This window comes from Janthinobacterium rivuli (assembly GCF_029690045.1).
Lineage (GTDB): Bacteria > Pseudomonadota > Gammaproteobacteria > Burkholderiales > Burkholderiaceae_D > Janthinobacterium > Janthinobacterium rivuli.
This window is the reverse complement of record NZ_CP121464.1, coordinates 1,565,646-1,591,446: the sequence shown is the minus strand read 5'-3', so window position 1 is coordinate 1,591,446 and position 25,801 is coordinate 1,565,646. Positions and strand designations below refer to the sequence as shown.

Genomic DNA, 25,801 nt, shown 5'->3' with positions numbered 1-25,801 from the left:
CCCGGCAAGAAATGCGCAGCCCCGCTATCATGTCCATCCAAAAGCATCATTCCAAGAAAGTTGTAACCGCATGAAATCCGCACCATCGAATGTCGACGCCAGCGCCCTGCTGACGTCGACCCGCATCCTGTTGTTCGCCCTGTCCGCCGGCGTGCTCGTCGCCAGCCTCTATTACGTGCAGCCGCTCACGTCCATGCTGGCCGCCTCGTTTGGCGTCAGCGTGCCGCAAGCGGGCTACCTGGTCACGGCCACACAGATCGGCTATGTGCTGGGCATCGTGTTTCTGGTGCCGCTCAGCGACGTGCTGAACCGCCGCCAGTTACTGACGTGGATGCTGATCGCCAAGATAGCCGCCCTGCTGCTGGCCGCCACCAGCCAGAACATCATCGTCTTTGCCATCGCCAGCGTCTTGATGGGGATCACGTCCAGCGCCTTGATGGTCGTCACGGCCATGGTGGCCTCGTATGCGCCCGACCACAGCCGGGGCCGCATGGTGGGCACCGTCATGACGGGCTTGTTGTTGGGCATCTTGCTGGCGCGTACCGTCTCCGGCACCGTGTCGCAGATCAGCGGCGGCTGGCGCACCGTCTACGTGCTGGCCGCCATCGTCGTCGCGGCCCTGCTCGTCATGCTGCGCCGCATCCTGCCGAACGAAGCGCCACGCGGCAAGCTGCAATACGGCAAGCTGTTGGCCTCGCTAGCCGACATCATCCGCCAGGAACCGTTGCTGCGCCAGCGCGCCCTGTTCTCGGGCCTGGGCCTGGGTACCTTCAGCGTGTTCTGGACGGGCCTGACCTTCTTGCTCAGCGGCGCGCCGTACCACTATTCGGAAATGCAGATCGGCCTGTTCGGCCTGGCGGGCGCCACGGGCGCGTTTGCCGCCAACACGGCGGGCCGCATGGCCGACCGCGGCTATGCGCGCCAAGCCACCTGGCTGCTGGCCGTCGCCTCGATCGCTGGCTGGGCTTTGATCGGCTTTGGCGCCCATTCGCTGGTGCTGCTGTTGATCGGCATCGTCCTGCTGGACATGGGTGTGATGGGCTTGCAAGTGACGCACCAGTCGATCATCTATAAACTGGCGCCGCATGCGCGCGCAAGGGTGACCACGGTCTTCATCGCGGGCGGCTTCATCGGCGCCTCCGCTGGCTCGGCCCTGGCCAGCGCCAGCTTTGCCGCCGGCGGCTGGCCCGCCCTATGCATGGTGGGCGGCGCCATGCCGCTGTTGATGCTGCTGGTGTGGAGCAAGTACCGGCACACGCAACGGCGGCTGGAGCGGGCTGCCTGATCCAACGCTGCGGCGCCAACACTATGGGGCCAACAATACTGTCGGATTACGCACGGCTTCGCCGCGCTAATCCGACCTACGCCTGATGCTGATAGAAACAAGTCACGTAGGTCGGGTTAGCGCGCCAGCGCGTAAGCCGACACTGCCGCGCCAACATTGTTGGCACAAACCACCCCTTACTTTGCAGCCTGCTCGCGCGCCTTGCCAAACGCATCGCCCGCCTTCCAGGCCGGCATCTTCGCCGCGTTCGCCACGGCTAGACCCAGGTTCAGCGTAAATTGCGCCTGCTGCGTCATGCCGGACAGATCCCAGCTGGCGTCGTACTCATCGGTCACCTGATGGTAGCGGGGGCCGTAGGCGGCCGCCTTGGCTTTCGATGCGGCCACGTCCTTGATGTACTCGCGTCCGCCATTGATGGAAAACGCGGGCACGCCCGCCTTGGCAAAGCTGAAATGGTCGCTGCGGAAATAGCCGCCCGCCAGGTCGGGACGCGCTTGCGCGATGTGCATGCCCATGGCTTTGGCGGTTGTTGCCGCCATGGCGCCCAGTTCCGTGCGCTCGCTGCCTTGCGCGCCGATGTCGTGCGTGGCGCCGACGAAATTGAGGCTGTCCAGGTTCAGCGCGGCAGCCGTCTTGTTCAAGGGCCACAGCGGATCGGCCGCGTAGGCGGCGCTACCTAATAAACCCTGCTCCTCGGCCGCCACCCACAGGAAGATCTGCGTGCGCTTCGCCGGTTTTTTCACGGCTTCCTGCGCCATGGCCAGCAGGCCGGCCGTGCCCGAGGCATTGTCGACGGCGCCGTTGTAGATGGTATCGCCAGTATCTCCCTGCTTGCCCAGATGATCCCAGTGGCCGCTGTAGATGACGGCTTCCTCTTTCAGTGTCGGATCCGTGCCCGGCACCATGCCGGCGATATTGAACTGCTCCACCTTGCGCACGGCCGATTTCATTTCACCGCTCAGCTTGGCGTTCAATGCGACGGCCTTGAAGTCCTTGCTTTCCGCTTGCACTCGCAAGGCGTCCAGGTCCTGCCCGCCGGCCGCAAACAGGCGCCGCGCCGCGTCTTCCGCGATCCAGCCCTGCAGCGGCGTGCCGGCTGTGCGGTCAGCCAATTGAAAGCGCTCGCTGCCGCTCCAGCTGTTCTGCACCACGCTCCAGTCGTACGAGGCCGACGGTTTCGTGTGGATCAGCAAGACGCCGGCCGCGCCCTGGCGCTTGGCTTCCTCGAATTTGTAGGTCCAGCGGCCGTAATAAGTCAGCGCCTTGCCAGCGAAACGGTTTGGTTCGGCAGCGGTCGGCTGCGGGTCGTTGACCATCATGACGACGATCTTGTTTTTGACATCGACACCCTTGAAAGCGTTCCAGCCCTCTTCCGGCGCCGTGATGCCGTAGCCGACGAAGACGAGCGGCGCATCGAAGGTGTGCGCGGCAACGGAGTCGCCCGTGGCCCAGACCCAGTCCGGACCGAATGCCAGTGGCACGGCCTTGCCACCGCCCGCCACCGCCTGCAGGCTGCTATCTTGCGGCAAGGATTTCACGCCGGCGATCTGCACGCTCTGGCGATAGCTGTTGCCGCGCACGGGTTTCAAGCCGGCCATCTGCGCCTGGGTTTCCAGGTAGGCCACCGTCAGGTCGGCGCCGCGCTGGCCCGTGCCGCGGCCTTCCAGCAAATCGTTCGACAGGAAGGCCAGGTGGGCGCGCAAGGGCGCTTCCTGCACGATGGGCGAACCGGTCGCGGCCTGGGCGGAAAACGCCAGCGCAGTCAAGGCGAGGGAAGAAAACAGCTTCTGCATAATATCCTTTGGGTAAGAGGAGGAAAGCGGTCCGGCGGATGGCCGAGCCGGCGATTGTATGCCATGGAGAAAGATGGATCAAAATGCGGACGAAAAAAATCCCCGCGGCAAGGCGGGGATGTCATGGCCGAGTAATTTACACGAGCAAGGCGGCCGCCAGGGATTCGATCTCTTCGGCCGATTCCTCGAGGATGGTGTGCAAGGTGCTGCCGCCGATGCCGAAGTCGATCTTCGCCGCCGCCTGGCGCCGCGCGGCGCTTTCCGGCGGGTGCAAAGGCGAACCGACAGGCGACAGATCGTTGGCCAGCACCAGGGTCGCGCCCAGGGTGCGGGGCGGGAACGGGCTGCCGCCATGCCACATGCCTTCCACGGCTTGCAAGACCATGTCCGGCACTTGCAGCTGGCGCAGCACGCCACGGCCAATCAGCTTTTCGCCGTATTCGATCCAGTCTTCGGTATTGTCGTCGAGCAAACCCGGATATTCCTCGGCCCGCGACAGCAGATAAAAGCCGCCCACTTCGTGCACGATGGCGGCGAACATGGCCGTTTCCACGTCCACGTGCGTGACTTTCCGCGCGATCACCTGGCTCAGCGCGGCCACGTGGGCCGTGTGTTCCCACAGCTTGGCCGCCTTGGCGCGCAATTGCGGGTCGGTAATCTGGCTGCCCAGCTGGCGCACGATGACGGAGGCCACCATCGATTTCAGGGTGGCAAAGCCCAGGCGCGAAACGGCGGCGCGCACATTGGCGATTTCATTGCCGGAACGGTTGTAGGCGGCCGAGTTGGCCAATGCCACGACCCGGGCCGACAGCAGCGGCTCGGCCATGACCATGCGCGCAGCCGCCTCGATATGGCAATCGGGGTCGTCCAGCGCTTCCTGCAGCTTCAAGGTGGCCTTGACGTTGGCGGGGAACGTCAGCTCGCCCTTGCTCGCTTGCAACGCGATAATCTTGAATACTTCCAGTCTGTCCATGGGTCAATCTCCGGTACGGGCCTGTTCAGGCTCTGCTGTGTGGGTGGGCCGGGAAGGCGCACTGCGTCCCGGCCCGGCTCCCGTTTCCGGCAATATTACAGCAAGTTCAAACTCAAACCTATTACTTTCCGGAAACTTTCCCGGCCACGCCTTCGACAAAATAATCCATCTTCGTCAGCGCCGCATCGTCCAGCACGCCTTTGTCCAGGCGCACCTTGCCATCGTTATCCTTGACCGGCGCGCTGAACGGATTAAGCTTGCCGGCCACCAACTCTTTCTCACGCGCCAATACAAACTGTTTCACATCGGCGGGCACGGCAGCGTTGATGCCTTCCAGCTTGACCATGCCATCCTTGATGCCGCCCCAGGTGCTGCTGGACTTCCACGTGCCGTCCAGCACGGCTTGCGCCTGCTGCGTATAGTAATCGCCCCAATGGTGGGTGACGGCGGCAAGCTGCGCTTTCGGCCCGTACTTTTTCATGTCAGAGTGGTAGGCGATCGCATACTTGCCCTTCTCTTCCGCGGCCTGCACCACGGCGGTCGAATCCGTGTGATGGGTGACCACGTCGGCACCCTGGCCGATCAGGGTGATGGCCGCGTCGCGTTCCTTGCCCGGGTCGAACCAGCTATTCACCCACACCACTTTCACTTCCGCCTTGGGGTCGACGCTGCGCATGCCGCGCGTAAAGGCGTTGACTCCCTGCAACACTTCCGGGATGGGGAATGCCGCCACGTAACCGGCCACGTGGGTCTTGCTCATCTTTCCTGCCAGCACGCCAGCCAGGTAGCGGCCTTCGTAGAAACGGGCATTCGTGTTGGCCACGTTGACGGCCGTCTTGTAGCCCGTCAAATGAATGAACTTCACATTAGGAAATTGTTTCGCCACTTTCAAGGTGGGATTCATGTAGCCGAACGAGGTCGTGATGACCAGCTTGCTGCCCGTTTGCGCCAGGTCGCGGATCACCCGTTCCGCATCGGCGCTCTCCGGCACGTTTTCCACGTACTTGGTGGTGATCTTGCTGCCCAGCGCCTTTTCCATTTCCTTGCGGGCCTGATCGTGCTGGGTGGTCCAGCCCGCGTCGCCGATGGGGCTGATGTAAACAAAACCGACATTCAATGGGGCGGCGGCGGGCGCGGCGGCCATGGCAGGCATGGCGGGCATCAGCGCCGCACTGCAAACGGCGGCGCACAACAGTTTCTTGGACATGGTTTTCCTTGTGGTGAGTGATTAATTTCCCGGATTGAAATTCTTGCCCAGCGATGCTGGCATGTTGAGCTTGATGTAATTGGCATTGCTGGAGATCAGCACCAGCACGACGATGGCCGCCACATACGGCAGCATCGACAGCAGTTGCGAGGCAATCGGCACGCCCAGCGCCTGCGCGTGGAACGTCAATATCGTGATGCCGCCGAACAGGTAGGCGCCGCCCACCACGCGCGCGGGGCGCCAGGTGGCAAAGGTGGTCAGCGCCAGCGCGATCCAGCCGCGTCCCGCCACCATGCCCTCCACCCACAGCGGGGTGTACACGAGCGATAAAAACGCGCCGGCCAGGCCGCAGCAGGCGCCACCGAACAGCACGGCTGCCAGGCGGATGCGACGCACGGGGTAGCCGAGCGCATGCGCGGACGCTGGCGACTCGCCCACGGCGCGCAGCACGAGGCCCGCCCGCGTGCGGTACAAAAACCAGGCGATGGCCAGGCACAGCAGCAACGACAAATACACCATCGGATGCTGGCGGAACAGGGCCGGCCCCAGCACGGGAATGTCTTCCAATAAAGGGATGCCGAAGCGGCCATTCTGCAAGCTGTTGCCCACGTACTTCAAGCCGATATACGTGGACGCGCCGGCGCCGAACAGAGATAAAGCCAGGCCCGTCGCGTACTGGTTCGTGCCCAGCCACACGGTCAGCCAGGCAAAGAAGCCTGACAGCAGCATGCTGGCGCACGCCCCCGCCAGAAATCCCAGGGTGGGGCTGCCCGTGTTGACGGCCACGGCAAAGCCCGTGATGGCCGAGACCAGCATCATGCCTTCCGCGCCCAGGTTGACCACGCCCGCCTTTTCATTCACCAACAAACCGAGGGCGGCCAGCATCAGCGGCGTGCCCGCATTGATGCTGGCCGCGACCAGTGGTGCGATGGTCAGCAGCAGGTTATCCATGTTTTCTCCAGCGCAATTTGTATTGAATCAGCACGTCGCAAGCGAGCAAGGCGAACAGCAAGATGCCCTGGAATACGCCCGTGATCGCGCTGGGCAGGCCGAGGCGCGACTGCGCCAGTTCGCCGCCGATATAAAACAGGGCCATGACGAAGCTGGAAAAAATCACGCCCACGGGATGCAAGCGTCCGACGAAAGCGACGATGATGGCGGCAAAGCCGTAGCCGGGCGAGACGGTGGGCGTCAGCTGCCCCATCGGCCCCAGCACTTCGCAGGCGCCCGCCAGGCCGGACAGGGCGCCGCAAATCAGCAAGGACGACCACAAGGTCTTGCGCGAGGAAAAGCCCGCATACCGGGCGGCGGCCGGCGCCATGCCGCCCACGCGCAGGCGGAAGCCGGCAATGCTGCGCGACAAATACAGCCAGCCGCCCAGCGAAGCCAGCAAAGCAAACACGATGCCCACGTGCAAGCGCGTATCGCTGATCACCATCGGCAACAGCAAGCCGTCCGACAGCAGTTTCGATTGCGGAAAATTAAACCCTTCCGGGTCGCGCAGCACGCCATATACGAGATAGCTGAGCAGCAATTGGGCGATGTAGACCAGCATCAGCGAGACGAGGATTTCGCTGGCGTTGTAGCGGTCGCGCAGCCACGCCACCAGGCCCGCCCACAGCATGCCGCCCGCCATGCCGGCCAGCAGGGACACGCCGATGATGGCCGCGCCACCGACGCCGTCATCGAGGTACAGCGCGGCCGCGCCGCCGCAGATGGCGCCCAGGGTCAGCTGCCCTTCCGCGCCGATGTTGTAGATGTTGGCGCGAAAGCAGATGGCCAGGCCCACGGCGATCAACAGCAAAGGGGCGACTTTAAGGCCCAGCTCGGACCAGCCATGCGCGTCGCGCAAGGGTTCGACAAAGAACACGGCCAGGCCCGCCAGCGGATCGTTTCCCAGCGCGATAAACAGCAGCGCGCCGCACAGCACGGTCAGCAGCACGGCCAGCACGGGCGACAGCCACGACATCAGGCGCGACGGAGTCGGCCGGGCTTCCAGGCGCAAGGCAAATTTAGCCATGGGCAGCCTCCTGCGGCCACAGCCCGCTCATCCACTGCCCCACCTGCGCCACGCTGGCCTCGCCCACGTCGAGCGATGGCGATATCTTTCCCTTCGCCATCACCAGCAAGCGGTCGCTGATGTCGAACAATTCATCGAGCTCTTCCGAGACGACCAGCAGCGCGCAACCGGCATCGCGCAGCGCCAGCAATTCGGCGCGGATTTGCGCGGCCGCGCCCACGTCCACGCCCCAGGTCGGCTGCGCCACCACCAGCACCGTGGGTTCACGCATGACTTCGCGGCCGACTATGTATTTCTGCAAATTGCCGCCCGACAGGCTGCGCGCCAGCGCCTGCGGCCCGCCCGCCTTCACCTGGAAGCGGGCGATGATGGCGGCCGCCCGCTGCGCGATGACGTTATGGCGCACGAAGCCGTGGCGGATGGTGGCCGGTGTCTGCAAGCTCAATAACACGTTGTCGGCCAGCCCCATGTCGGGCACGGCGCCGCGCCCCAGCCTTTCTTCCGGCACGAAGCCGAAGCCCAGCGCGCGCCGCCTTCCCGGCGGCAGTCGGCCCGCCGGCGTGCCATTGAGCACGATGCTGGCGGCGGCCGCGCGCATGTCTTCACCCGACAGGGCCGCCAGCAATTCCTGCTGGCCATTGCCGGACACGCCCGCGATGCCGACGATCTCGCCCGCGCGCACGTCGAAATGGATATCGATCAATTGCGTGGCGAACGGGTGGCTCTTCGGCAAGTTCAAATTCTTGACGCTCAGCATGGCGGCACCGGGCGTGCGCGCCACGCGCGTGACGGCGGGCGGCTCGGCGCCGATCATCATGCGCGACAGGCTGGCCGCCGACTCTTGCGAGGGGTCGCATACGCCCGCGTTCTTGCCGGCGCGCACCACCGTGCACGTATGGCACAGAGCGCGGATCTCGTCGAGCTTGTGGCTGATGTACAGGATGCTGCAGCCTTCGGCCGCCAGCTGGCGCAAGGTGGTAAACAGTTTTTCCACGGCGCCCGGCGTCAGCACGGACGTCGGTTCATCGAGGATCAGCAGTTGCGGCTTGGCCAGCAAGGCGCGCACGATTTCCACACGCTGGCATTCGCCGACGGAAAGCGTGTGCACGTGGCGCTGCGGTTCCAGGTCCAGGCCGTACTGGCGCGCAGTGTCTTCGATGCGCTGCGCCAGCTCCGTCATGTTGGTGCCGGCGGGCAAACCGAGGGCGATGTTTTCCGTCACGGTCAAGGTGTCGAACAGGGAAAAGTGCTGGAACACCATGGCGATGCCCAGCGCCCGCGCGGCCGACGGGTTGGCGATCTCGACTTCGCGGCCATTCCACAGAATGCGGCCGCCATCGGGCTGCACGGCGCCGTAGATGATTTTCATCAGGGTCGATTTGCCGGCGCCGTTTTCGCCGAGTACGGCGTGGATTTGTCCGGGCGCGACGGTGAGACAGATGCCGTCATTGGCCACCACGGCCGGATAGCGCTTGCTGATATCGAGTAATTCCAGGCGTGCCGTCATTGTTTTTTTCGTGCCTCGCTGCAGGGTCGCCGGCATCGTCGCCGGTGGAGAAATTCAAGCTCTTGTCTCTATCGTATCGGCATCCGCGGCGCTTGGGGGATGACGCGGCGGCGCGCATTTCTATTTCCTCAAAAAAACAACACCTGTATACAATTTTGAAAAAAATTATCAGCTTTACAGCGGCCGCCTTGCCCCGCAATGGCGAGAAGGTGCGATGATTATATGCAAGAAATGATAGTAAGTATGCAGACAAGACATATCGCCCGACGTGGCGCTTCTCGCATCATGGATTGAACGGCGCGTAATTATCCCCATCGCAGCGCTTCATGCGGGCTACGCCCCCTGCTATTTCATTTCCCGTTTCCCACACCGCCATCAGGAGCCGAAAGTGCCAAAAACCATACCGTGTCTGTTGCTCTGCCTCACTACCACCCTCGGCGTGGGCGCAACCGCCCAGGCTGCCGAATGGAGCGATACCGCGCTGAGCTGGCGCGCCGGCAATGATTACCGCGAGCCGTTCAATCCGGACGACATCAAGAAAAACATCTTCGCCATCACGCACGCCAGCGGCTACAAATACGGCAGCAATTTCGTCAACCTCGATTTCCTCATGTCCGACAGCAAGGACCCTGGCGCGCTGGGCAAGACGTCCGGCGCGCAGGAAGCGTACCTGGTGTACCGCAACACCATCGACATCGGCAAGGTGCGCGGCAGCGACATCAAGTTCGGCCCCGTGCGCGGCGTCGGCGTCACCCTCGGTTTCGACGTCAACACCAAGAATGACGTCGGCTACAATTCGCGCAAGCGCATGCTGGTGGCCGGCCCAACCCTGATGTGGGACGTGCCCGGTTTCTTCAACACCAGCCTGCTGTTACTGCGCGAAAGCAATGCCCCCAGCGGCGCGTTCCCGCCCATCTCGCAAGTGACGGGCCGCTACACGTATAAAACGCACGCCATGCTGACGGGCGCCTGGGGCATCCCGCTGTCGCCGCTGTTCTCGTTCGAAGGATTCTTTAACCTCATCGATTCAAAAGGCAACGATGAAGTGGGCCGCAAGACGGCGGTGGAAACGAATATCGACATGCAAGTGATGTTCGACGTGGGCGCGGCCCTGGGCAGCGCCAAGAACACCTTCCGCGTGGGTCTGGAATACCAGTACTGGAAGAACAAGTTCGGCAACTCGCCCGCCACCACAGGCAACGTGGGGCAGACGGCGAAGACGCCGATGATACGCGCGGAGTACCATTTCTAAAATTCATTGTTACGCATCAACACTCACGGTCGCGCCTGATGCCAGCATGAAGCTTTCCTGCTGGCGGAGAGCGCGACCGTGGAACAACTACTGCCGTATTACGAGCGCGAGCTGGGCCTGTTCCGCCAGTACACGCGCGAATTTTCCAGCCGCTATCCGAAAGCGGCCGGGCGCCTGCTGATCGCCGGAGACACCTGCGAAGACCCGCACATCGAGCGCCTGATCCAGTCCGTTGCCCTGCTCACGGCCAGGGTCGCCAAGCGCCTCGACGACGCCTATCCGCAATTTACCAACTCCTTGCTGGAAACCCTGTACCCGCATTACCTGCGGCCGTTTCCGTCTTGCTCCATCGTGCGCATCGCAGCAGACGAAGCGCCCGCTGGCGGTCAGCTGGCCCAGGTGGCGCATGTCCCACGCGGCACCGTGCTGCGCTCGCAACCGGTACAGGGCGTCGCCTGCAAGTTCACCAGCGCGTATGACGTGAGCCTGGCGCCGCTGGCGATCACGCAGCTGCATTTCTCGCCCATCATCGACGCCCCGCCCGGCCTGCGCCTGCCCGCCGGCGCCAGCGCCTTGCTCAGCATGCAGTTCACCAGCAGCAGTGACAACTACTACCTGGACCAGGCCGGCTTTGCCAGCCTGCGCCTGTTTGCCGATGGCGAACCATCCGTGCGCGCGGCCCTGCTCGACGCCCTGTTCCTGCACGGCGCGGGCGCGTACGTGGCGCTGGACGAACACGGCCCGTGGCAAGCCGTCGACGGCGCCTTGCTGGCGCCGGCAGGCTATGTGGACGACGACGCGCTGATCCCCATTTCCGCCCGCTCGCACCCGGCCTTGCGCCTGCTGACCGAGTATTTCGCGTTTCCGGAAAAATTTCATTTCATCGATATCGCATGGTCCCTGCTGGCTCCCTTGCTACCGAAACAGTGCCGCCAGTTCACCCTGCACCTGCCGCTCAAGGGCGTGCGCAGCGACAGCCACGAGGCGCGGCTCTTGTCCGGCGTCAGCCCCGATAATCTTTTGCTCGGCTGCACGCCCGTCGTCAACCTGTTTGCCAAGTCCGGCGTGCCCATCCGCCTCACGCATACCGAGCCCGACTACGCGCTGGTGGCCGATGCCACGCATGCGTTTGCCTACGACATCCACAGCATCGAGGCCGTCACCGTGGTGCGCAAGGACGAGGCCGGCGAGCGTCTGAGCACTTTCTTGCCCCTATATGCCTCGCTGCAGGGTTCTCAGGTAGATCAGGGCCAGGAGCATGGCCAATACTGGCTGGCGCGCCGCGACGAAGCCGTGGCCGCCATCAGCCCCGGCCATGAAACGCGGTTGAGCCTGATCGACCCGCAATTTTCACCGGCCAGCGCAGCCTGCGCCACCGTCTCGACGCAGCTGCTGTGCAGCAACCGCGACTTGCCCACGCAGTTGCACTACGGCTTGCCCGGCGGCGACTTGCTGGCCGAAGACGTGCCCGACGGTATCCCCGCGCGCTTCCTGCGCAAGCCCACGCCCAGCGTGCGTTTCTTGGCGGACACCCACTGGCGCCTGATTGCGCACCTGTCGCTCAATTACTCGGGCCTGACGCAGGCAGGCCTGGGCGAATTCCAGAAAATGCTGGGCCTGTACGACCTGCCCCGCTCGCCCACCACGCAGCGGTTGATTCAGGGCATCGTCACGCTCGAACACGGCAGCACACGCGCGTGGATGCCCACCGTGCCGTTTCCCACCCTGATGCCCGGCATCGCCATCCGCCTGGGCATCGACGAGCAAGCCTTCGTCGGCTGCAGTATCCATATTTTTGCCCAGGTGCTGCAGCGTTATTTCGCCCTGAACAGCCAACTCAACTGCTTTAGCCAACTGACGCTGCTGTCGCACCGCAGCGGCGAGGAACTCCTGCGATGCCCGGAACGCAGCGCCGACGCCACCCCAGCGTGATCCAGCAATTGCTCGACGCGCCGCAGCGCTTCGAGTGCTTCCAGGCCCTGCGCCTGCTGCTGGCGTGGCTGGCCGAACACGGCATCGACGAACACACGGCGCTGGCAAAGCTCGTGCGCTTCGACAATAGCGTCTCGCTGCGCTTTCCCGCCAGTCAGGTCGAGACTCTCGCGACGGGCGGCATCGACGATGCGGATGCCCTGCTGCAGGCGCTGCTGTCCGGCCACGGCCAGGCCATCCACCTTACGCCTGCCTTCATGGGCCTGCTGGGTTGCCAGGGCAGCTTGCCCAGCCATTATTCCGAACGCATCGCCGCGCACCAGCATAGCGAACGCGACACCGGCCCGCGCGCTTTTCTCGACCTGTTTTCCAGCCGCGCCGTGGCCCTGTTTTACCAGGCCTGGCAAAAATACCGCATCGAGCAAGCCGGCCATGACGGGGACTTCCTGTCGCGCCTGCTGGCCCTGACCGCATGTCAGCCGGGCCAGGGCCAGAACGAGGCGGCCGCCGGCCTGTACAGCGGCTTGCTGCAGCAGCGCAACATCTCGTCCATCGTCATGGCGAGCATCCTCACCGACCACTTCGGCGTGCCCTGCCATATCGACGAGGCGACGGGAGCCATGGACGTGCTGGCGCCGCGCGAACAAACGGCGCTGGGCATGGCCAATGCCGTGCTGGGCCAGCATGCCACCATCGGCGAGCGCTGCCGCCGTCCCGACCTGGCCGTGCGCCTGTGCCTCGGCCCGCTCACTGCCAAGCAGCACGCCAGCTTCTTGCCGCGCGCCCCTGGCAGCCAGGCGCTGCGGCACATGCTGATGCTGTTCGGCCAGCCGCTCGTGCGCTACGACATCGTGCTGGTGCTGCGCGCCAGCGATGTGCAAGGGACAACATTGGCGGCAGCGCCACAAGGCGGCCTCGGCTGCAACAGTTTCCTTGGCGATGCGGCAACGCCGCGCCACCGCGATGACAAACATTACGAAATGCACTTAATGCCCTCGTTCAACGATTGATCCTTGCGACCGCGCAAAACGCTTGTGTTCGCTATTGCTACAGTCGGCCAACGATCCCTACCGTGAAGCGATGCGCGATGAGCGAATTCCCCGATACGACGGCGGCATGGACGGCATTGACGGGCGACATGCAGGGTCAGCGCCTGCTGCGCCTGCGCTTTCCGCATGGCGACGGCCCCGCCGGCATCCGCTTCCTCGCCAACAGCCTGTCCGCCAGCGAAAGCCTGTCGCGCGACTTTTCCTGTGTTGTGGAAGTGCTGTCCGACGATGCCAGCATCGCCCTCGACAAAGTGATGGGCAAGATGGTGACCATCGAACTGGTGCGCGAAGACGGCACCTTGCGCTACTTCAATGGCTATGTCTTCGAGTTCCGCTTCCTGCGCACGGACGGCGGTTTCGCCTTCTATGAAATGGTGCTGGAACCGTGGCTGTCGCACTTGCACTTGCGGCAAAACAATGTCGCCTTCCACGGCTTGACGGTGGCGGCGCTGACGGACAAGGTCTTCGATGACTACTTGATGCGCGACTACAAGCTGGCCGCCAGCGGAGCCGATCCCGCCATCACCTACACGTGCCAGCACAACGAGAGCGACCATAACCTGCTGCACCGCCACTGGGAGCAACTGGGCTGGCACTACCGCTACGAACACCGCCTTGACGGCCACACCTTGTGGCTGTCCGACGACAGCACCACCGGCAAGCCCATCGATGGCGATCTGAGCGAAATCCCCTTCCAGCACCAGGCAGGCTCCCAGGAAGACGATGGCGTGCACCAGTGGAGCACGGTGCGGCGCATGGCGCCAAGCCAGATGACGGTGGCCAGCTTCAACTTTAAAAATCCACGCAGCGCCCGCGCCAGCCGTGATTCCCTGAACAAACAGGGAGCCGTACCCTCGCTGGAAATTTATGAAAACACGGGCAGCTACGGTTTTAAAAACATCGACGATGGCGAAGCGCTGGCCCAGCGCCGCATGGAAGAACGCGACGCGCAGGGGCAGCTGTTCGAAGCGCAAGGCAACGACCGCACGGCGCAACCAGGGCGCTGGTTCACCCTGGGCGGACATTTCGACAGCGCCGCCGGCGAATACCTGATCCTGTCCGTGCACCACTACGCCAGCAACAACTATCAGCAAGGACACGGCGCCACCTCGCACTACAGCAACACGTTCACCTGCATCCCCCGCGCCATCCCTTGGCGGCCGGGCCGCCATTTTCATAGCCGCGAACCGAAGATCTACGGCGTGCAGACGGCCACCGTCGTCGGGCCGCCCGGCGAGGAAATCCACACGGACGGCTATGGACGAGTGAAAGTGCAATTCCACTGGGACCGCCTGGGCACCTTCGACGACAAGAGTTCACCGTGGATACGGGTGATATCGAACTGGGCCGGCCCGAATTTCGGCCACATCAGCCTGCCCCGGGTGGGCATGGAAGTGGCCGTGCAATTTCTCGACGGTAACGTCGCCATGCCCCTCATCATCGGCTGCGTCTACAACGCGCGCAATATGCCGCCGTGGGATTTACCGGCCAACAAGACGCAGAGCGGGATGCTGAGCCGCTCCTCAAAAAAAGGTTCCGCCGCGCACGCCAATGCCCTGCGCTTCGAAGACCGCAAGGACGCGGAAGAGCTGTGGCTGCACGCGGAAAAAGACCAGCGCATCGAAGTCGAGCACGACGAATCGCACTGGGTCGGCAACGACCGGCGCAAAACCGTCGACCGCGATGAAACCGTGCACGTCAAGCGCGACCGCACGGAAACGGTGGACCACGATGAAGACATCACCGTGCACAACAACCGCCGCGAGCGCGTCGACCATAACGAACACATCGACATCGGCGACAACCGCCGCGAACACGTGGGCGGCAACGAACAGGTGCAGATCGACGGCCACCGTTCGGAACGGGTGACCCTGGCCAAGGACGAAACGATCGGACTGGCCAAGGTACTGACCATCGGCGCCGCCTACCAGACCACCGTCATCGGCGCCATGAACACCACCGTGGTGCTGGCGCAGGCCGAGCAAGTCGGACTGACGAAAAGCGTCATCGTCGGCGCCGACAGCACGCTCACGGCCACCGATTCGCACACGATGACGGTAGGCACCTCCAGCATCACCATCACGCCGGGACGCATCGAACTGGTTGCCGATGAAATCATCATCCGCGGCAGGTCGAAGGTGCAGATCCATGGCGACGACATCGACAACAATCCGGGCTGACGATGAACGACGCCGGCACAGCCCATTTCAACATCCCCAACCTGCTCTTCGACAACCGCACGCCGCATGCGGCCAGCCAGTTCGACATGGTCGACCAGTTTGGCCATGCCTTTCATGTGGTGGTGGCGCGCATGGGCTACACCCTCGGCCCCTGCGGCGCGGACGGCCTGGCCAGCCTGCTGCCCATGGCACGGCAATCTCCGCTGGCCACGGAAGACCGGCACCTGGACGGCGACACGCAGGCGGGCACGCTACAGGAGAGCGACTTCGCGCCCTACAAGCCGCGCTGCGACGTGATCGTCAATGGCGTAGCGCACGCGCCGCGCGGCCAGGCGATGCCGCAATTTCTCGTCAACCTGAAGGTGCAGTCAGCAAAGAAGACCCTGATCGACAAGACCCTGCAAGTGAGTGGCGAGCGCGCCTTCCGCAAGAAAACCGTCCTCACGCGTCTGGCGCAGGGCTGCGCCCGCATCGCCACCGTGGGCTTGCTGCGGCCCAATCCGTGGCAGCTATCCGCACCGGAAGCGTTCCTGCAATTGCCGCTGCACTATGCCTACGCATATGGCGGGCAATGCCGCATCGAGGCCGATGACTGCAACGCGGCGGCGCACGACTCTTGCCAGGCCAATCCGCTGGGACGCGGTTTTGCGCGCCACTGGCACTTGGATGTGAAGCAGATCAATGAGGTGCCCGCGCCCCGCATCACACCGCCATCGCAGCCGTGCACAGCCGCCCAGTTCTGGCAAGGCGCGGGCGGCAAGGAGCTGCCGGCGCCGGCGGGGCTGGCCGTTATCGGCCGTGGCTGGCTACCGCGCCGCGCGCTGGCCGGCAGCATCGTCATCAAGGATAAATGGGATGCCGACGAGGTCCCCGCCCTGCCGAAAGACTTCGATTTCGCGTACTGGAACAGCACGCCACCCGACCAGCAATGCCCGTACCTGGCGGGACTGGAACAATTCACCTTGACCAATCTGTGCCGCCACGACCATCCCTCGGCCCGCATCGACCCGCGCGGCAACACGGTGCTGCGCTTCGCCCTGCCGCAACAGGTGCTGTGCCTGCTGCTGGCGGACAAGAACGACCAGTTTCTCGTCTGGCGCCTGGCCATCGATACGGTACTGATCGATCCCGAGGCCGCCAGCGTGGAACTGGTGTGGCGCGCCATCGTGCCGACCGACGCGGACCAGGTCGCGTCGCGTCTGCTGCACCTGATGGAGCCGGCGCAGATCGCCCGCATCGAACTGCTGGAACAGGCGCAGGAAGCGCTCGGCAAGGCGGCCGAGCAAGGTAAAAATAATGACAAATGAAACCGTCACCAAATCGGGGCGTTTCTATTGCGTCAGCCTCAGCCCCGACATTTGCAAGACGCCCGTCGGCTCGAGCACGCCCCCTATTCCCTACAGCATCACAGGCGAATTTTCGGAAGCGCAAAATGCCTCGCCCAACGTCAAATCGCACAGCGAGCCCGTCATCCTGCACCAGCGCAGCATCATTCCCACCGTCAAAGGCGACGCGGCCGGCAAGGCGGGCGGCGTCAAGAGCGGCACCGTCGGCAAGCAGGTCGACACCAAGGTCGCCAGCAGCATCCACCGCGCCAACGGCGCCAGCCTGGTGCAGATGGGGCGCGAAGTATGGATGAATTCGCGCAATACCGTGGGCAAGATTTATGAACGGGGCGGGGAGGCCGCCAAGCCCGTGCTCAAGGAACTGACGGCGGCGATACGGGAAGTGGCACAGGATTACAAGGAGCATGGCTCCAGGAAAATGCATGGCGCCGCCGAAGACCTGGTGGACGCGGGTGGCACCGTCCTGACAGGTAGCGCTGTGCTGGGAGTCGCCGGGGTGGGCGTTGCGGCGACGGGAGTCGGCGCCCCCGTTGCCGCCGCGATGGAAGCGGGGGCGGCAACGGGCGCTGTGGCCGGCACGGCGACCGTTGCAACAGGCACCGCAATGGAAGCATCGGCCACGGTGCTCGACCAGGCGGCCGACTACATCTTGACAGGCAAGACACCTGATTTGCTCAACACTGCCGCCGACATCGGCATGAATATCGTAGGCAACTTATTGCAAGCGGCGGCCTTCAGCAAGGTTCCTGGCGGGAAAATACTGAGCAAGTTCCTCGGCAAGAAAACGGCGCCAACCATCAACAAGGTCAAGGAAAAGCTGGTCGGCAAAAAAACGGACCAGCCGCCCCCAAAACTCGACAAACCGCCCCCAAAAAACGGCGGCGACGACGGCAAGAGCCGCGGCAAGAAAGAACCAAAATCGGAAGCACCGTCCGACTGCTGCCCCAAAGATAGCGGCCCAGCGAAAAAACCCGTCAAGGGCCGCAAGCCCGTGCATTTCGGCACGGGCCAGGAAATCCTGTACCAGACGGATTTCGCGCTCGAGCGCAGCATTCCCATCGTCTGGACGCGCTGCTACCGTTCCGGCGCCGAATGCGAAGACTGGGGCTTGCTGGGCGCGCGCTGGTCCACGCCCTACACCACCAGCCTGTCGCTATGCGATGCCGGCATCGTCTACCACGACGACAGCGGCCGCGCCCTGCGCCTGCCTGGCCTGGAACCGGGCCAGCAGCACGACAGCCGCAAGGAAGGTTTTACGCTCACGCGCGACGGCGCCGACACCTTCACTTTGCTGTGGCGCGACGGCAGCAGCGACCGCTACGCGCGCGCTGAAGACGACTGGCTGCCGCACGGCTACGACGGCGTCAACGCCATGCTGGCTCCGTCCGCGCCCGTCGCTACGCAGCGCTTTGCACTCGTGCGTAGCGAAGCGCGCGATGGACGCGGCGTCAGCATCGAGCGATTGATCGATGCCAGGCCGGGCGAAGTGCTGTTGCGCCTGCGCAGCGACGATGGCAGCGTGCTCGAAGCCATGCGCGCGGAGATGGAAAAGGCCATCCACATCGGGAGAATCGACGAGGTATTACCCGACGGCAGCCGACTCTGCCACGTCCGCTACCAATACGCGGCCGAAACAAACGAAACGCAGCCGCCGTTCGCGCCCCGCTACAACCTGGTCAGCCAGTCGAATGCGCTGGGCAACACGCGCCACTATGCCTATCGTCACCAGCTCCTCACCTCATGCAGCAGCTACACGGGTTTTAGCTACGAACTGGAATGGATCAGCCTGGACGCCCTGCGCGCCCGCTGGAGCGGATCACCGTTGAGCCAGCAGGAACTGGCGCAGCACTATCCAATCACCGTGGCCAACAGCTACCAGGCGCGTGCCACCGCTACCCGGGCGTGCGATGGCAGCGAGCACACGCGCATCGATTACGTGGACAACGACACCAGCAGAGTCATGGAAAACGGCGGCGTCCTCGAATACACATTCGACGCCAACTGGCTGGTGACCGAAGTGCGCCGCGTGATCGACGGCAAGGCCGCCTCGCTGGGCCGGCGCGAGTGGGACCGCGATGGCATGCTGCTGGCCGATATCGATGCCAACGGCGCCGCCGCGCGCTACGCTTACGATGCGGCTGGCAACCTGATCCGCAGCACCGATGCCAAGGGGCACAGCAACAGCATCGACTACGACGACCGGAACCAGCCTGTCGCCTTCACGGATCCGCTGGGCAACACCACCTTGCGCGAATACGATGCGGCAGGCCGCCCCCTCAGCATCACGGATGCCCTGGGCCACGTCACGCGCTACCGCTACGACCAGCGCGGCCAGCTGGTGGAACTGATCGACGCCAAGGGCGGCAGCAAACATTTCCAGTACAACCGCCAGGGCTGGCTGACCAGCTACACGGATTGCTCCGGCCACACCAGCGAATTCGCCTACGATGCGCTGGGCCGGCTGGAAGCGGCCCGCGATGCGCTCGGCCATGCCACCCGCTACGAATACGACGCGCTGGGCCGCCTGATCCGCCTCACGGCGCCCGATCAGACCCGGGAGCAATATGCCTACGATGGGGACGGCAATCTGGTCTTGCACGTCGATGCGGCCGGTCAGCAGACACGCTACCGCTACAACGGCCAGGGCTTGCCCGTGGAGCGCACGGACGCCATCGGCCAGACCTTGCAGTATCGCTACGACGCTGCGCTGCAACTGACAGAATTGATCAACGTCAAAGGCGAAAGCTACCGGCTCGCATATCATGCGGAAGGCTGGCTGTCGTCGGAAACGGGCTTCGACGGCAAGCGCACGCACTACAGCTATGACCCTGCCGGCAACCTCACTGCCACCGAGTGCGGCAGCCAGCGCACGCAGTTGCTGCGCGACGCGCTCGGTTTGTTGCAAGTCAAGACCACGGCGGACGGTGCGGTTCGCTACGCCTACGATGCGCTGGGTCGCCTGACGGCCGTCTCCGCGCCACAAGCCGAACAGCGTTTCTTCCATGATGCGCTGGGCCAACTGATCGAAGAACGCAGCGCCTGCTTCCTGCAAACGCTGCCCGAAGCGGCCAGGCTGCCGAATACCCCGCGCGCGCCGGACGCCAGCTTTGTCATGACGCACTCTTATGACGAACTGGGCAACCATATCCAAACCGTCCTGCCGAATGGACGCCGCGTCGACACCCTGCGCTACGGCTCCGGCCACTGGCACGGCGTGCTGTGGCATGGCAAGACCGTGGTCGATGTCGAACGCGACAAACTGCACCGCGAAAAGCAGCGGCAGCTGGGCACCAGCGGCTTGCTCGCCACGCGCCAGTACGACCCGCAATCGCGCCTCACCCGGCTGACCCTGGCACGCGGCGCCGACGCGCCCGTTCCCGTGCGCGAGCGCCGTTTCGAATACGATGCCCAGGGAAACTTGCGCACCATCGTGCAGACGGGCACCACCACTGCAGGGCCGCTTGGCAAACTCAGTTATACCTATGATCCCGTCGGGCAATTGCTGTCCGCCGTGCAGCCGGGCCTGGCCGAACACTTCGCCTTCGACCCAGCCGGCAATCTGGTCGATACCGCCCCCGCCTCCGGCAACGTACTGAAACGCTACGCCGATAACGAATACGACTACGACGAGCAGGGCAATGCCACCAGCAAGCGCTTCCATCCGCCGGGCAGGGAGTCGACCTGGAGCGATATGGCGCTGCGCTACGACGCCGAAAACCGCCTCAGCCACGCCACCAGGACGGAACGCCAGTCACGCCACCGCGCCCATTATTTTTATGACGCCTTCAGCCGCCGCATCGCCAAACGCGTCGATGAGGCGCGTTGGACCAGCCAGCAAGACATCACAATAGACCAGCCCGCCCGCACGAACGCCAGCACCACCTTCTTCGTCTGGGATGGCGACACGCTGGCGCAGGAACTTGGGCAAGATGAAACTGTCACATACCTGTACGAGCCGGACAGCTTCGTGCCGCTGGCCAAAATTAGTTCGCCAGCCTGTCTTCAGGCAAGCGCCGTGCACCTGCCGCGCGTGGCCCAATGGGATTTGCCTGCCATCCGGGACGACGCCGAACTGCAGGCCCCGATTGCGCAAGAACAAGCGGACACTGAAACGCTGCATGTATCGGCATGGCAAGGTACCCAGGCGGCAGCCGATGACGCGGCAGCACACGATAGCATCACCCACTACCACTGCGACCACCTGGGCACGCCGCGCGAGCTGACGGATGCGCAAGGGAACGTAGTCTGGAGCGGGCGCTACAAAGCCTGGGGGCATTTGTTGCAGGTAGAGGGAGAAATCGACCAGCCGCTGCGGTTTCAGGGGCAGTATGAGGATCAAGAGACTGGACTGTTTTATAACCGTTACCGCTACTATGAGCCTGATTGCGGACACTATCTTAGTCAAGATCCTATCGGCATTCTAGGCGGACTGAATGGCTATGCATATGTAACAAATCCCATTCAGTGGAGCGACCCATTAGGACTGGCAAAATGCAGACTCATCATTTCCAGTGCCGTGGACGAAATAAAGAACTTACCTGCATTGAATAATATGCTTCCAAGTGATATCAGAAAAATTTTGCGGAGAAGAGGTTACACCATGGTAGGTTCCAGAACTAACCCTTCTGGATCCAATAAACGAGGGCAAGTCTGGACTAAAAACTTACCAGATGGGAACACAGCAGCGGTACGCATTGATCCAGCTGAAAAACGCACCATACCACTAGGAAATGCAGATGAAGTGCCACACGCCCACAAGGAAATTGTTCCAACATCTAGCGTAGCCAACGGAAATTATGCACCTCCAAAAATCTCTGGAGCAAAGTTATGCGATGACACTGGAAAACTAGCCTCAGCCGGTGACTATAAAGCAATGCACATTGAAATTAAAAATGGAATACTGGGAAAATGAAAAAATCTATAAATTCAAACATTCTAGACATAATAAAAAAAGGAAGAATAATTGAACTAGAGAATCTTTCAAAACCATCCAGAGAAAGGATATTAGAAAAAGAACATTTGGATGAAATATTAAAACAACTAAACCAGAAAAATTCAAGCGAAAGAAAAAAAGAATTACTGTGGCTGATCGCTTTAAAAGGAGATAAAAGTAGTGAGATACTAAGATTAGCCAAGAGAAAAATATATTCCATAAGAAATTTCGGAGAATACCCGATCATTTCACGCAGTTTAAATTATGCAATATATTACGCACTTTGCAAAACAGAAAATAATGACATGAAAAATATTGCCAATTCATTACTTGAAAATAAATCAGGCGAAATTAGACTATTAGTTGCTGAATTCTATTTACACAAAAAACAAATTGAAAAATCAATAGAAATAATAATTAAAATATTAGATGAAATTAACATTGACCACAATATTGCAAATGCAATTGACATGGACGTAGCTAGCTGTGCAGATATTGAAATATTGAAAATTATCAAGGACAAATACATCAACAGCAACTCAATTATCACCGACGGGATAAAACATGTAATTTCCGTCATGGAAACCGCCATTTCAAACAAATGACTCCGTGATCCTTATCAAAAAATTGCAACCAACATGGCGCCTTATTCGCCTTTACAACATCTAAAAATTATAAAAACATTAATTTAAATAGTAAAAACCAGCAACGAATTGACTTGATTTATATTCTGAACGATACTTGCCACTGCCTGAATTGCAGCCAATCACACGTTATCCAGAAAAACCGCGCCAAGCCTATACATAATCAACAGTTCTCTGCATGCCCGTTCCCACCGCCCCCTACATCGGCCGCTTCGCCCCCTCCCCCTCCGGTCCCCTGCACATGGGCTCGCTCGTTGCCGCCATGGCCAGTTATCTCGATGCCAAGGTGCATCGCGGCACGTGGCTGCTGCGTATCGAGGATCTGGACTATGACCGCAATGTCAAAGGTGCCGACGCCGGCATTCTGGCCAGCCTGCAGCGCTGCGGCATGCAGTGGGATGGCGAGGCGACGTGGCAGAGCCGGCGGCTGCCGCTGTACCAGGCGGCGCTGAAGCAATTGCAGGACGACGGGTTCGTGTATGCGTGCGGCTGTTCGCGCAAGGAGATTCAGGATTCGAACTTGCAGGCGGGCGCGCCGAAAAATGGGGCCGCCGTGTATCCGGGCACCTGCCGCCACGGCTTGGCGCCGGGCAAGGCGGCGCGGGCCTTGCGGCTGCGCGTGCCGCAGGGGGCCGATGCCGTATACGCTTTTGCCGACCGCTGGGCCGGTCCGCAGCGGCAGGATCTGGCCAACGACGTGGGCGACTTCATCGTGCTGCGCGGCGATGGTTACTGGGCGTATCAGCTGGCCGTCGTCGTCGACGATGGCGCGCAGGGTATCACGCAGGTGGTGCGCGGCGCTGACTTGCTCGATTCCACGCCACGCCAGCTGTATTTGCAGGATGTGCTGGGCTTGCCGCATCCCGGCTTCCTGCACGTGCCTGTCGTCACGAACGACAGCGGCGAAAAGCTGTCCAAGCAGACGGGCGCCCTCGCCTTCGATACAGGAACACAAGCCACCGAACTGCTGACGTCGGCGCTGCTGCCGGCGGCCCGCTTCCTCGGCCTCGATGTGCGCGCCGAGAATGTGGAAGACTTCTGGCGGCAAGCCGTTCCCGCCTGGGCGCAGCGCTTGTCGCAACTTCCGATACACGCATAAAAAAACCCGCCGCGGCGAACCGTCGGCGGGTTGGAGCGCAGGCGCCAGCCGCTAGGGCCGGCGCCTGGTATCAGGCAATTAGAAGTTGCCTTTGAACTGCACCCCAAACTGACGTGGCTCATTGATGAAGCCCGTGCGGTTGTTGAAGTCGATGGCGCCCGTGATACGCTGGGTGTCGGTGATGTTGCGGCCAAAAACGGCCATTTCATACTTGCCAGCATCCCAGGTGTAGCCCACGCGCAAGCCACCTTCGACCATGGGCTTGCCGGTGAACTCGGTGGACTCGTACAGGAAGAAGTTGATCTTGCTGCGGTAAGCCCAGTCCGTGAAGACGAAGAATTCGCCGTTTTCCATCGGGATCGAATAGCGGCCCGTGGCGGTGACCGTCCACTTCGGCGCTTGCGGCAATGGGTTGCCGTTGATAACAGCACGGTTAGCGGCGTTGATCGGATCGGTCACGGTGCAGCTACGGCACGTGGCTACCGACAGGGATGGATCCTTGATTTCTGTGAAGTTGTAGCTGCCGCCCAGCGACATCTTCAGGCTAGGCGTGACAAAACCTTCCAGTTCCAGTTCCGCGCCGCGGCCATTCGTCTTGGCCGCATTGATCAAACGCGTCACGTTCGAGGTGCCGCCAACGACCGTCAATTGCTGGTTTTTCACCTGGTAGTTGTACAGGCTGAAAGCGACGCGGGCGCGGCGCTCGAACAGGTCGGCCTTGATGCCCGCTTCGAACGAGGTGATCGTTTCCGCATCGGCCACGGTCACGGACACATCTCTGCTGGCTGGCGCAATACTTGGTGCGCGGAAACCGGTGGCGACACGGCCGTAGAAGTTCACGTCCTTGTTGTACTTGTAGGTACCGCTCAGGTCCCAGTTGACCTTGGCTTTGCTGACATCGGCGCTGGTCGGGTTGATTTGCGGGACGTTGTTCGCTACTACCGTGTTGAAATCCTTCTTGTCCTTGGTGTAGCGCAAGCCGGCACGCAACATGAAGTCATCGTTGACGGCATAGTTGACGGAACCAAAGGTGGCCCAGGCCGTGTTTTTCTGGCGGCTGGCCAGGTGCGAAACGAGCGCATGGTCGCTACCGCCGAAGTTATCCGTATAGCCGTTGGCGTCCTCATTGAAGTAGTACACGCCAGCCTGCCAATTCAGCGGACCGGCACTTTTCGATTCGGCGCGGAATTCTTGCGAGTACTGTTTCACGCTGCTGATGCCGCCAGCGGTTTCCACCGGGAATGGAATCGCTGGCACCATGCCTGGTGCGCCACCGTCGATGTCGCCATGCGACACATACTTGCCCACGCGTTCGAAACCGGTGATCGAGTACAGCTTGACGCCGTCGAGTTCCCAGCTCAGGCGAGCGCTGGCGCCATTGGTGCGCAGCTCCTGGAAGTTCAAGGCATCGGTGTAGGATTTGGTCGGATCGAAACCGTCGACCAGGTCATTCGTGCCAAGCTTGATGGCGTTGGCAAAGAACACGCGCGCGCTGCCCGTGGTGCTGCGCTGATGCACATTGAACAGGGCGTTGAACGTGCCGTTCGGCGCATACATCAATTGCACGCGTTCGGCGTGTTCGTTGTAGCCGTCCAGCGCGTTTTTCTTGCCCGTAAACGTGTTGTCGACGTAGTCGTCGCGGTGCTGGCGCAAGGTCGAGACACGCATGGCCCATTCTTTGCTCAGCGGCACGTTGACGGCGCCATCGAAATTGGTCGTGTTGTGCGTGGCGGCGGAGACGTTGTAATAGCCTTCAACCTTGTCCAGGTTCGGCTTGACGGATTCGAACTTGACCACGCCGGCAGGCGTATTGCGGCCGAACAAGGTACCTTGTGGGCCGCGCAGCACTTCCACGCCGGCCACGTCGAAAATCGGATAGCCCTTGAGGATAGGATTTTCTTGCACGACATCGTCGTAAATCAGGGAAACAGGTTGCGATGCAAAGATGTTGAAGTCGGTATTGCCGTAGCCGCGGATGTAGAAGCGGGGGAAGGTGCGGCCATTCGACGATTCCACGTTCAGGCTCGGCACTTTGCCAGCCAGCACGCGAATGTCTTGTCCGCCGGATACCAGCACGTCGAGCTTTTCGTCGCGCAGCAGCGACACGGAGACGGGCACGTCGCGGATATTTTCCTTGCGGCGCTGTGCCGTCACGGTCACGGTTTCCAGCTGGCTGGCGGCAGGGGTCGTATCAGCAGCGACTTCATCAGCGTAAGCCGAGCCGATAGGCAAGGCAGCGGACAGTGCCAGCATAGCAGCGCTTTTGGCGCACAAACGCTTGTGCATCTTGGACATCTTGATCATGTTGTTTCCCAGAAGTTTAAAAAAGAATTGCGAAACCTGTCTCCGGCTTATGTACGGCGCTGGATGATCGTCTGCACCATCACGGTGCAGCAGCGCGAACGAATGTCTCTCCGCTCCTGGCGTCACTGGCTCTGCCCTGGCTGTCGTTCAAGCTGACAGCGGTAGCGGCCGCATCTCTGGGATGTCTGATGAACACCAACTTTTGAGTAAGGCGCCAATTTAATTCAAGCGCCTTGTGCGCTGCAAGAATATTGTTATGTAAAATATTCATTCATCA

General features: G+C 61.9%; 16 protein-coding genes. 9 read left to right on the top strand and 7 right to left on the bottom strand.

Annotation, left to right across the window (positions count from 1 at the left end; translation table 11 throughout):
* The first annotated feature begins 70 nt into the window (after positions 1–70).
* Positions 71–1,285, top strand: coding sequence for an MFS transporter (locus P9875_RS07070; RefSeq protein WP_278317938.1), 1,215 nt, complete (start codon positions 71–73; stop codon positions 1,283–1,285).
* Between the two features lie 176 nt (positions 1,286–1,461).
* Here P9875_RS07070 and P9875_RS07065 read toward each other — a convergent pair whose 3' ends face one another.
* The 6 genes from P9875_RS07065 to P9875_RS07040 form a co-directional block, all read right to left on the bottom strand.
* Positions 1,462–3,078, bottom strand: coding sequence for a M28 family peptidase (locus tag P9875_RS07065; protein ID WP_278317937.1), 1,617 nt, complete (start codon positions 3,076–3,078; stop codon positions 1,462–1,464).
* Positions 3,079–3,214: 136 nt separating this feature from the next.
* A complete protein-coding gene (locus tag P9875_RS07060; protein WP_099379493.1) occupies positions 3,215–4,051 on the bottom strand; it encodes an HDOD domain-containing protein in 837 nt (278 codons plus the stop codon).
* Between the two features lie 121 nt (positions 4,052–4,172).
* The gene (locus tag P9875_RS07055) at positions 4,173–5,258 is read right to left on the bottom strand and encodes a BMP family ABC transporter substrate-binding protein (RefSeq protein ID WP_278317936.1); all 1,086 of its coding nucleotides are present in this window, start codon (positions 5,256–5,258) and stop codon (positions 4,173–4,175) included.
* A gap of 21 nt (positions 5,259–5,279) precedes the next feature.
* Positions 5,280–6,209, bottom strand: a complete 930-nt coding sequence (locus P9875_RS07050) for an ABC transporter permease (RefSeq protein ID WP_278317935.1) — start codon at positions 6,207–6,209, stop codon at positions 5,280–5,282.
* On the bottom strand, positions 6,202–7,278 hold the full coding sequence (locus tag P9875_RS07045; protein WP_099400818.1) for an ABC transporter permease: 1,077 nt from the start codon (positions 7,276–7,278) through the stop codon (positions 6,202–6,204). The genes P9875_RS07050 and P9875_RS07045 overlap by 8 nt, the downstream gene beginning before the upstream one ends.
* Positions 7,271–8,785, bottom strand: coding sequence for an ABC transporter ATP-binding protein (locus tag P9875_RS07040; RefSeq protein ID WP_278317934.1), 1,515 nt, complete (start codon positions 8,783–8,785; stop codon positions 7,271–7,273). Before P9875_RS07040 ends, P9875_RS07045 begins: the two co-directional genes overlap by 8 nt.
* A 439-nt stretch (positions 8,786–9,224) precedes the next feature.
* Here P9875_RS07040 and P9875_RS07035 point away from each other — a divergent pair, with 439 nt between their 5' ends.
* From P9875_RS07035 to gluQRS, 8 genes are all read left to right on the top strand, one after another.
* Positions 9,225–10,037, top strand: a complete 813-nt coding sequence (locus tag P9875_RS07035) for an outer envelope protein (protein ID WP_081922859.1) — start codon at positions 9,225–9,227, stop codon at positions 10,035–10,037.
* A 78-nt stretch (positions 10,038–10,115) separates the two neighbouring features.
* A complete protein-coding gene (tssF, locus tag P9875_RS07030; RefSeq protein WP_035825299.1) occupies positions 10,116–11,969 on the top strand; it encodes a type VI secretion system baseplate subunit TssF in 1,854 nt (617 codons plus the stop codon).
* A complete protein-coding gene (gene tssG, locus P9875_RS07025; RefSeq protein ID WP_035825296.1) occupies positions 11,933–12,979 on the top strand; it encodes a type VI secretion system baseplate subunit TssG in 1,047 nt (348 codons plus the stop codon). The genes tssF and tssG overlap by 37 nt, the downstream gene beginning before the upstream one ends.
* A 77-nt stretch (positions 12,980–13,056) precedes the next feature.
* Complete coding sequence (locus tag P9875_RS07020) at positions 13,057–15,198, top strand: type VI secretion system Vgr family protein (protein WP_278317933.1); 2,142 nt, start codon at positions 13,057–13,059, stop codon at positions 15,196–15,198.
* A gap of 2 nt (positions 15,199–15,200) precedes the next feature.
* On the top strand, positions 15,201–16,505 hold the full coding sequence (locus P9875_RS07015) for a DUF2169 family type VI secretion system accessory protein (RefSeq protein WP_278317932.1): 1,305 nt from the start codon (positions 15,201–15,203) through the stop codon (positions 16,503–16,505).
* Positions 16,495–21,456 carry an RHS repeat-associated core domain-containing protein gene (locus P9875_RS07010; RefSeq protein WP_278317931.1) on the top strand — a complete coding sequence of 1,654 codons (4,962 nt, stop codon included), beginning with the start codon at positions 16,495–16,497 and terminating at the stop codon, positions 21,454–21,456. Before P9875_RS07015 ends, P9875_RS07010 begins: the two co-directional genes overlap by 11 nt.
* Complete coding sequence (locus P9875_RS07005) at positions 21,453–22,082, top strand: hypothetical protein (RefSeq protein ID WP_152598854.1); 630 nt, start codon at positions 21,453–21,455, stop codon at positions 22,080–22,082. The genes P9875_RS07010 and P9875_RS07005 overlap by 4 nt, the downstream gene beginning before the upstream one ends.
* Before the next feature lie 217 nt (positions 22,083–22,299).
* Complete coding sequence (gene gluQRS, locus P9875_RS07000; RefSeq protein ID WP_278317930.1) at positions 22,300–23,220, top strand: tRNA glutamyl-Q(34) synthetase GluQRS; 921 nt, start codon at positions 22,300–22,302, stop codon at positions 23,218–23,220.
* Between the two features lie 78 nt (positions 23,221–23,298).
* Here the strand turns inward: gluQRS and P9875_RS06995 are convergent, their stop codons facing one another.
* Complete coding sequence (locus P9875_RS06995) at positions 23,299–25,524, bottom strand: TonB-dependent receptor (RefSeq protein WP_278317929.1); 2,226 nt, start codon at positions 25,522–25,524, stop codon at positions 23,299–23,301.
* Between the last annotated feature and the right edge of the window lie 277 nt (positions 25,525–25,801).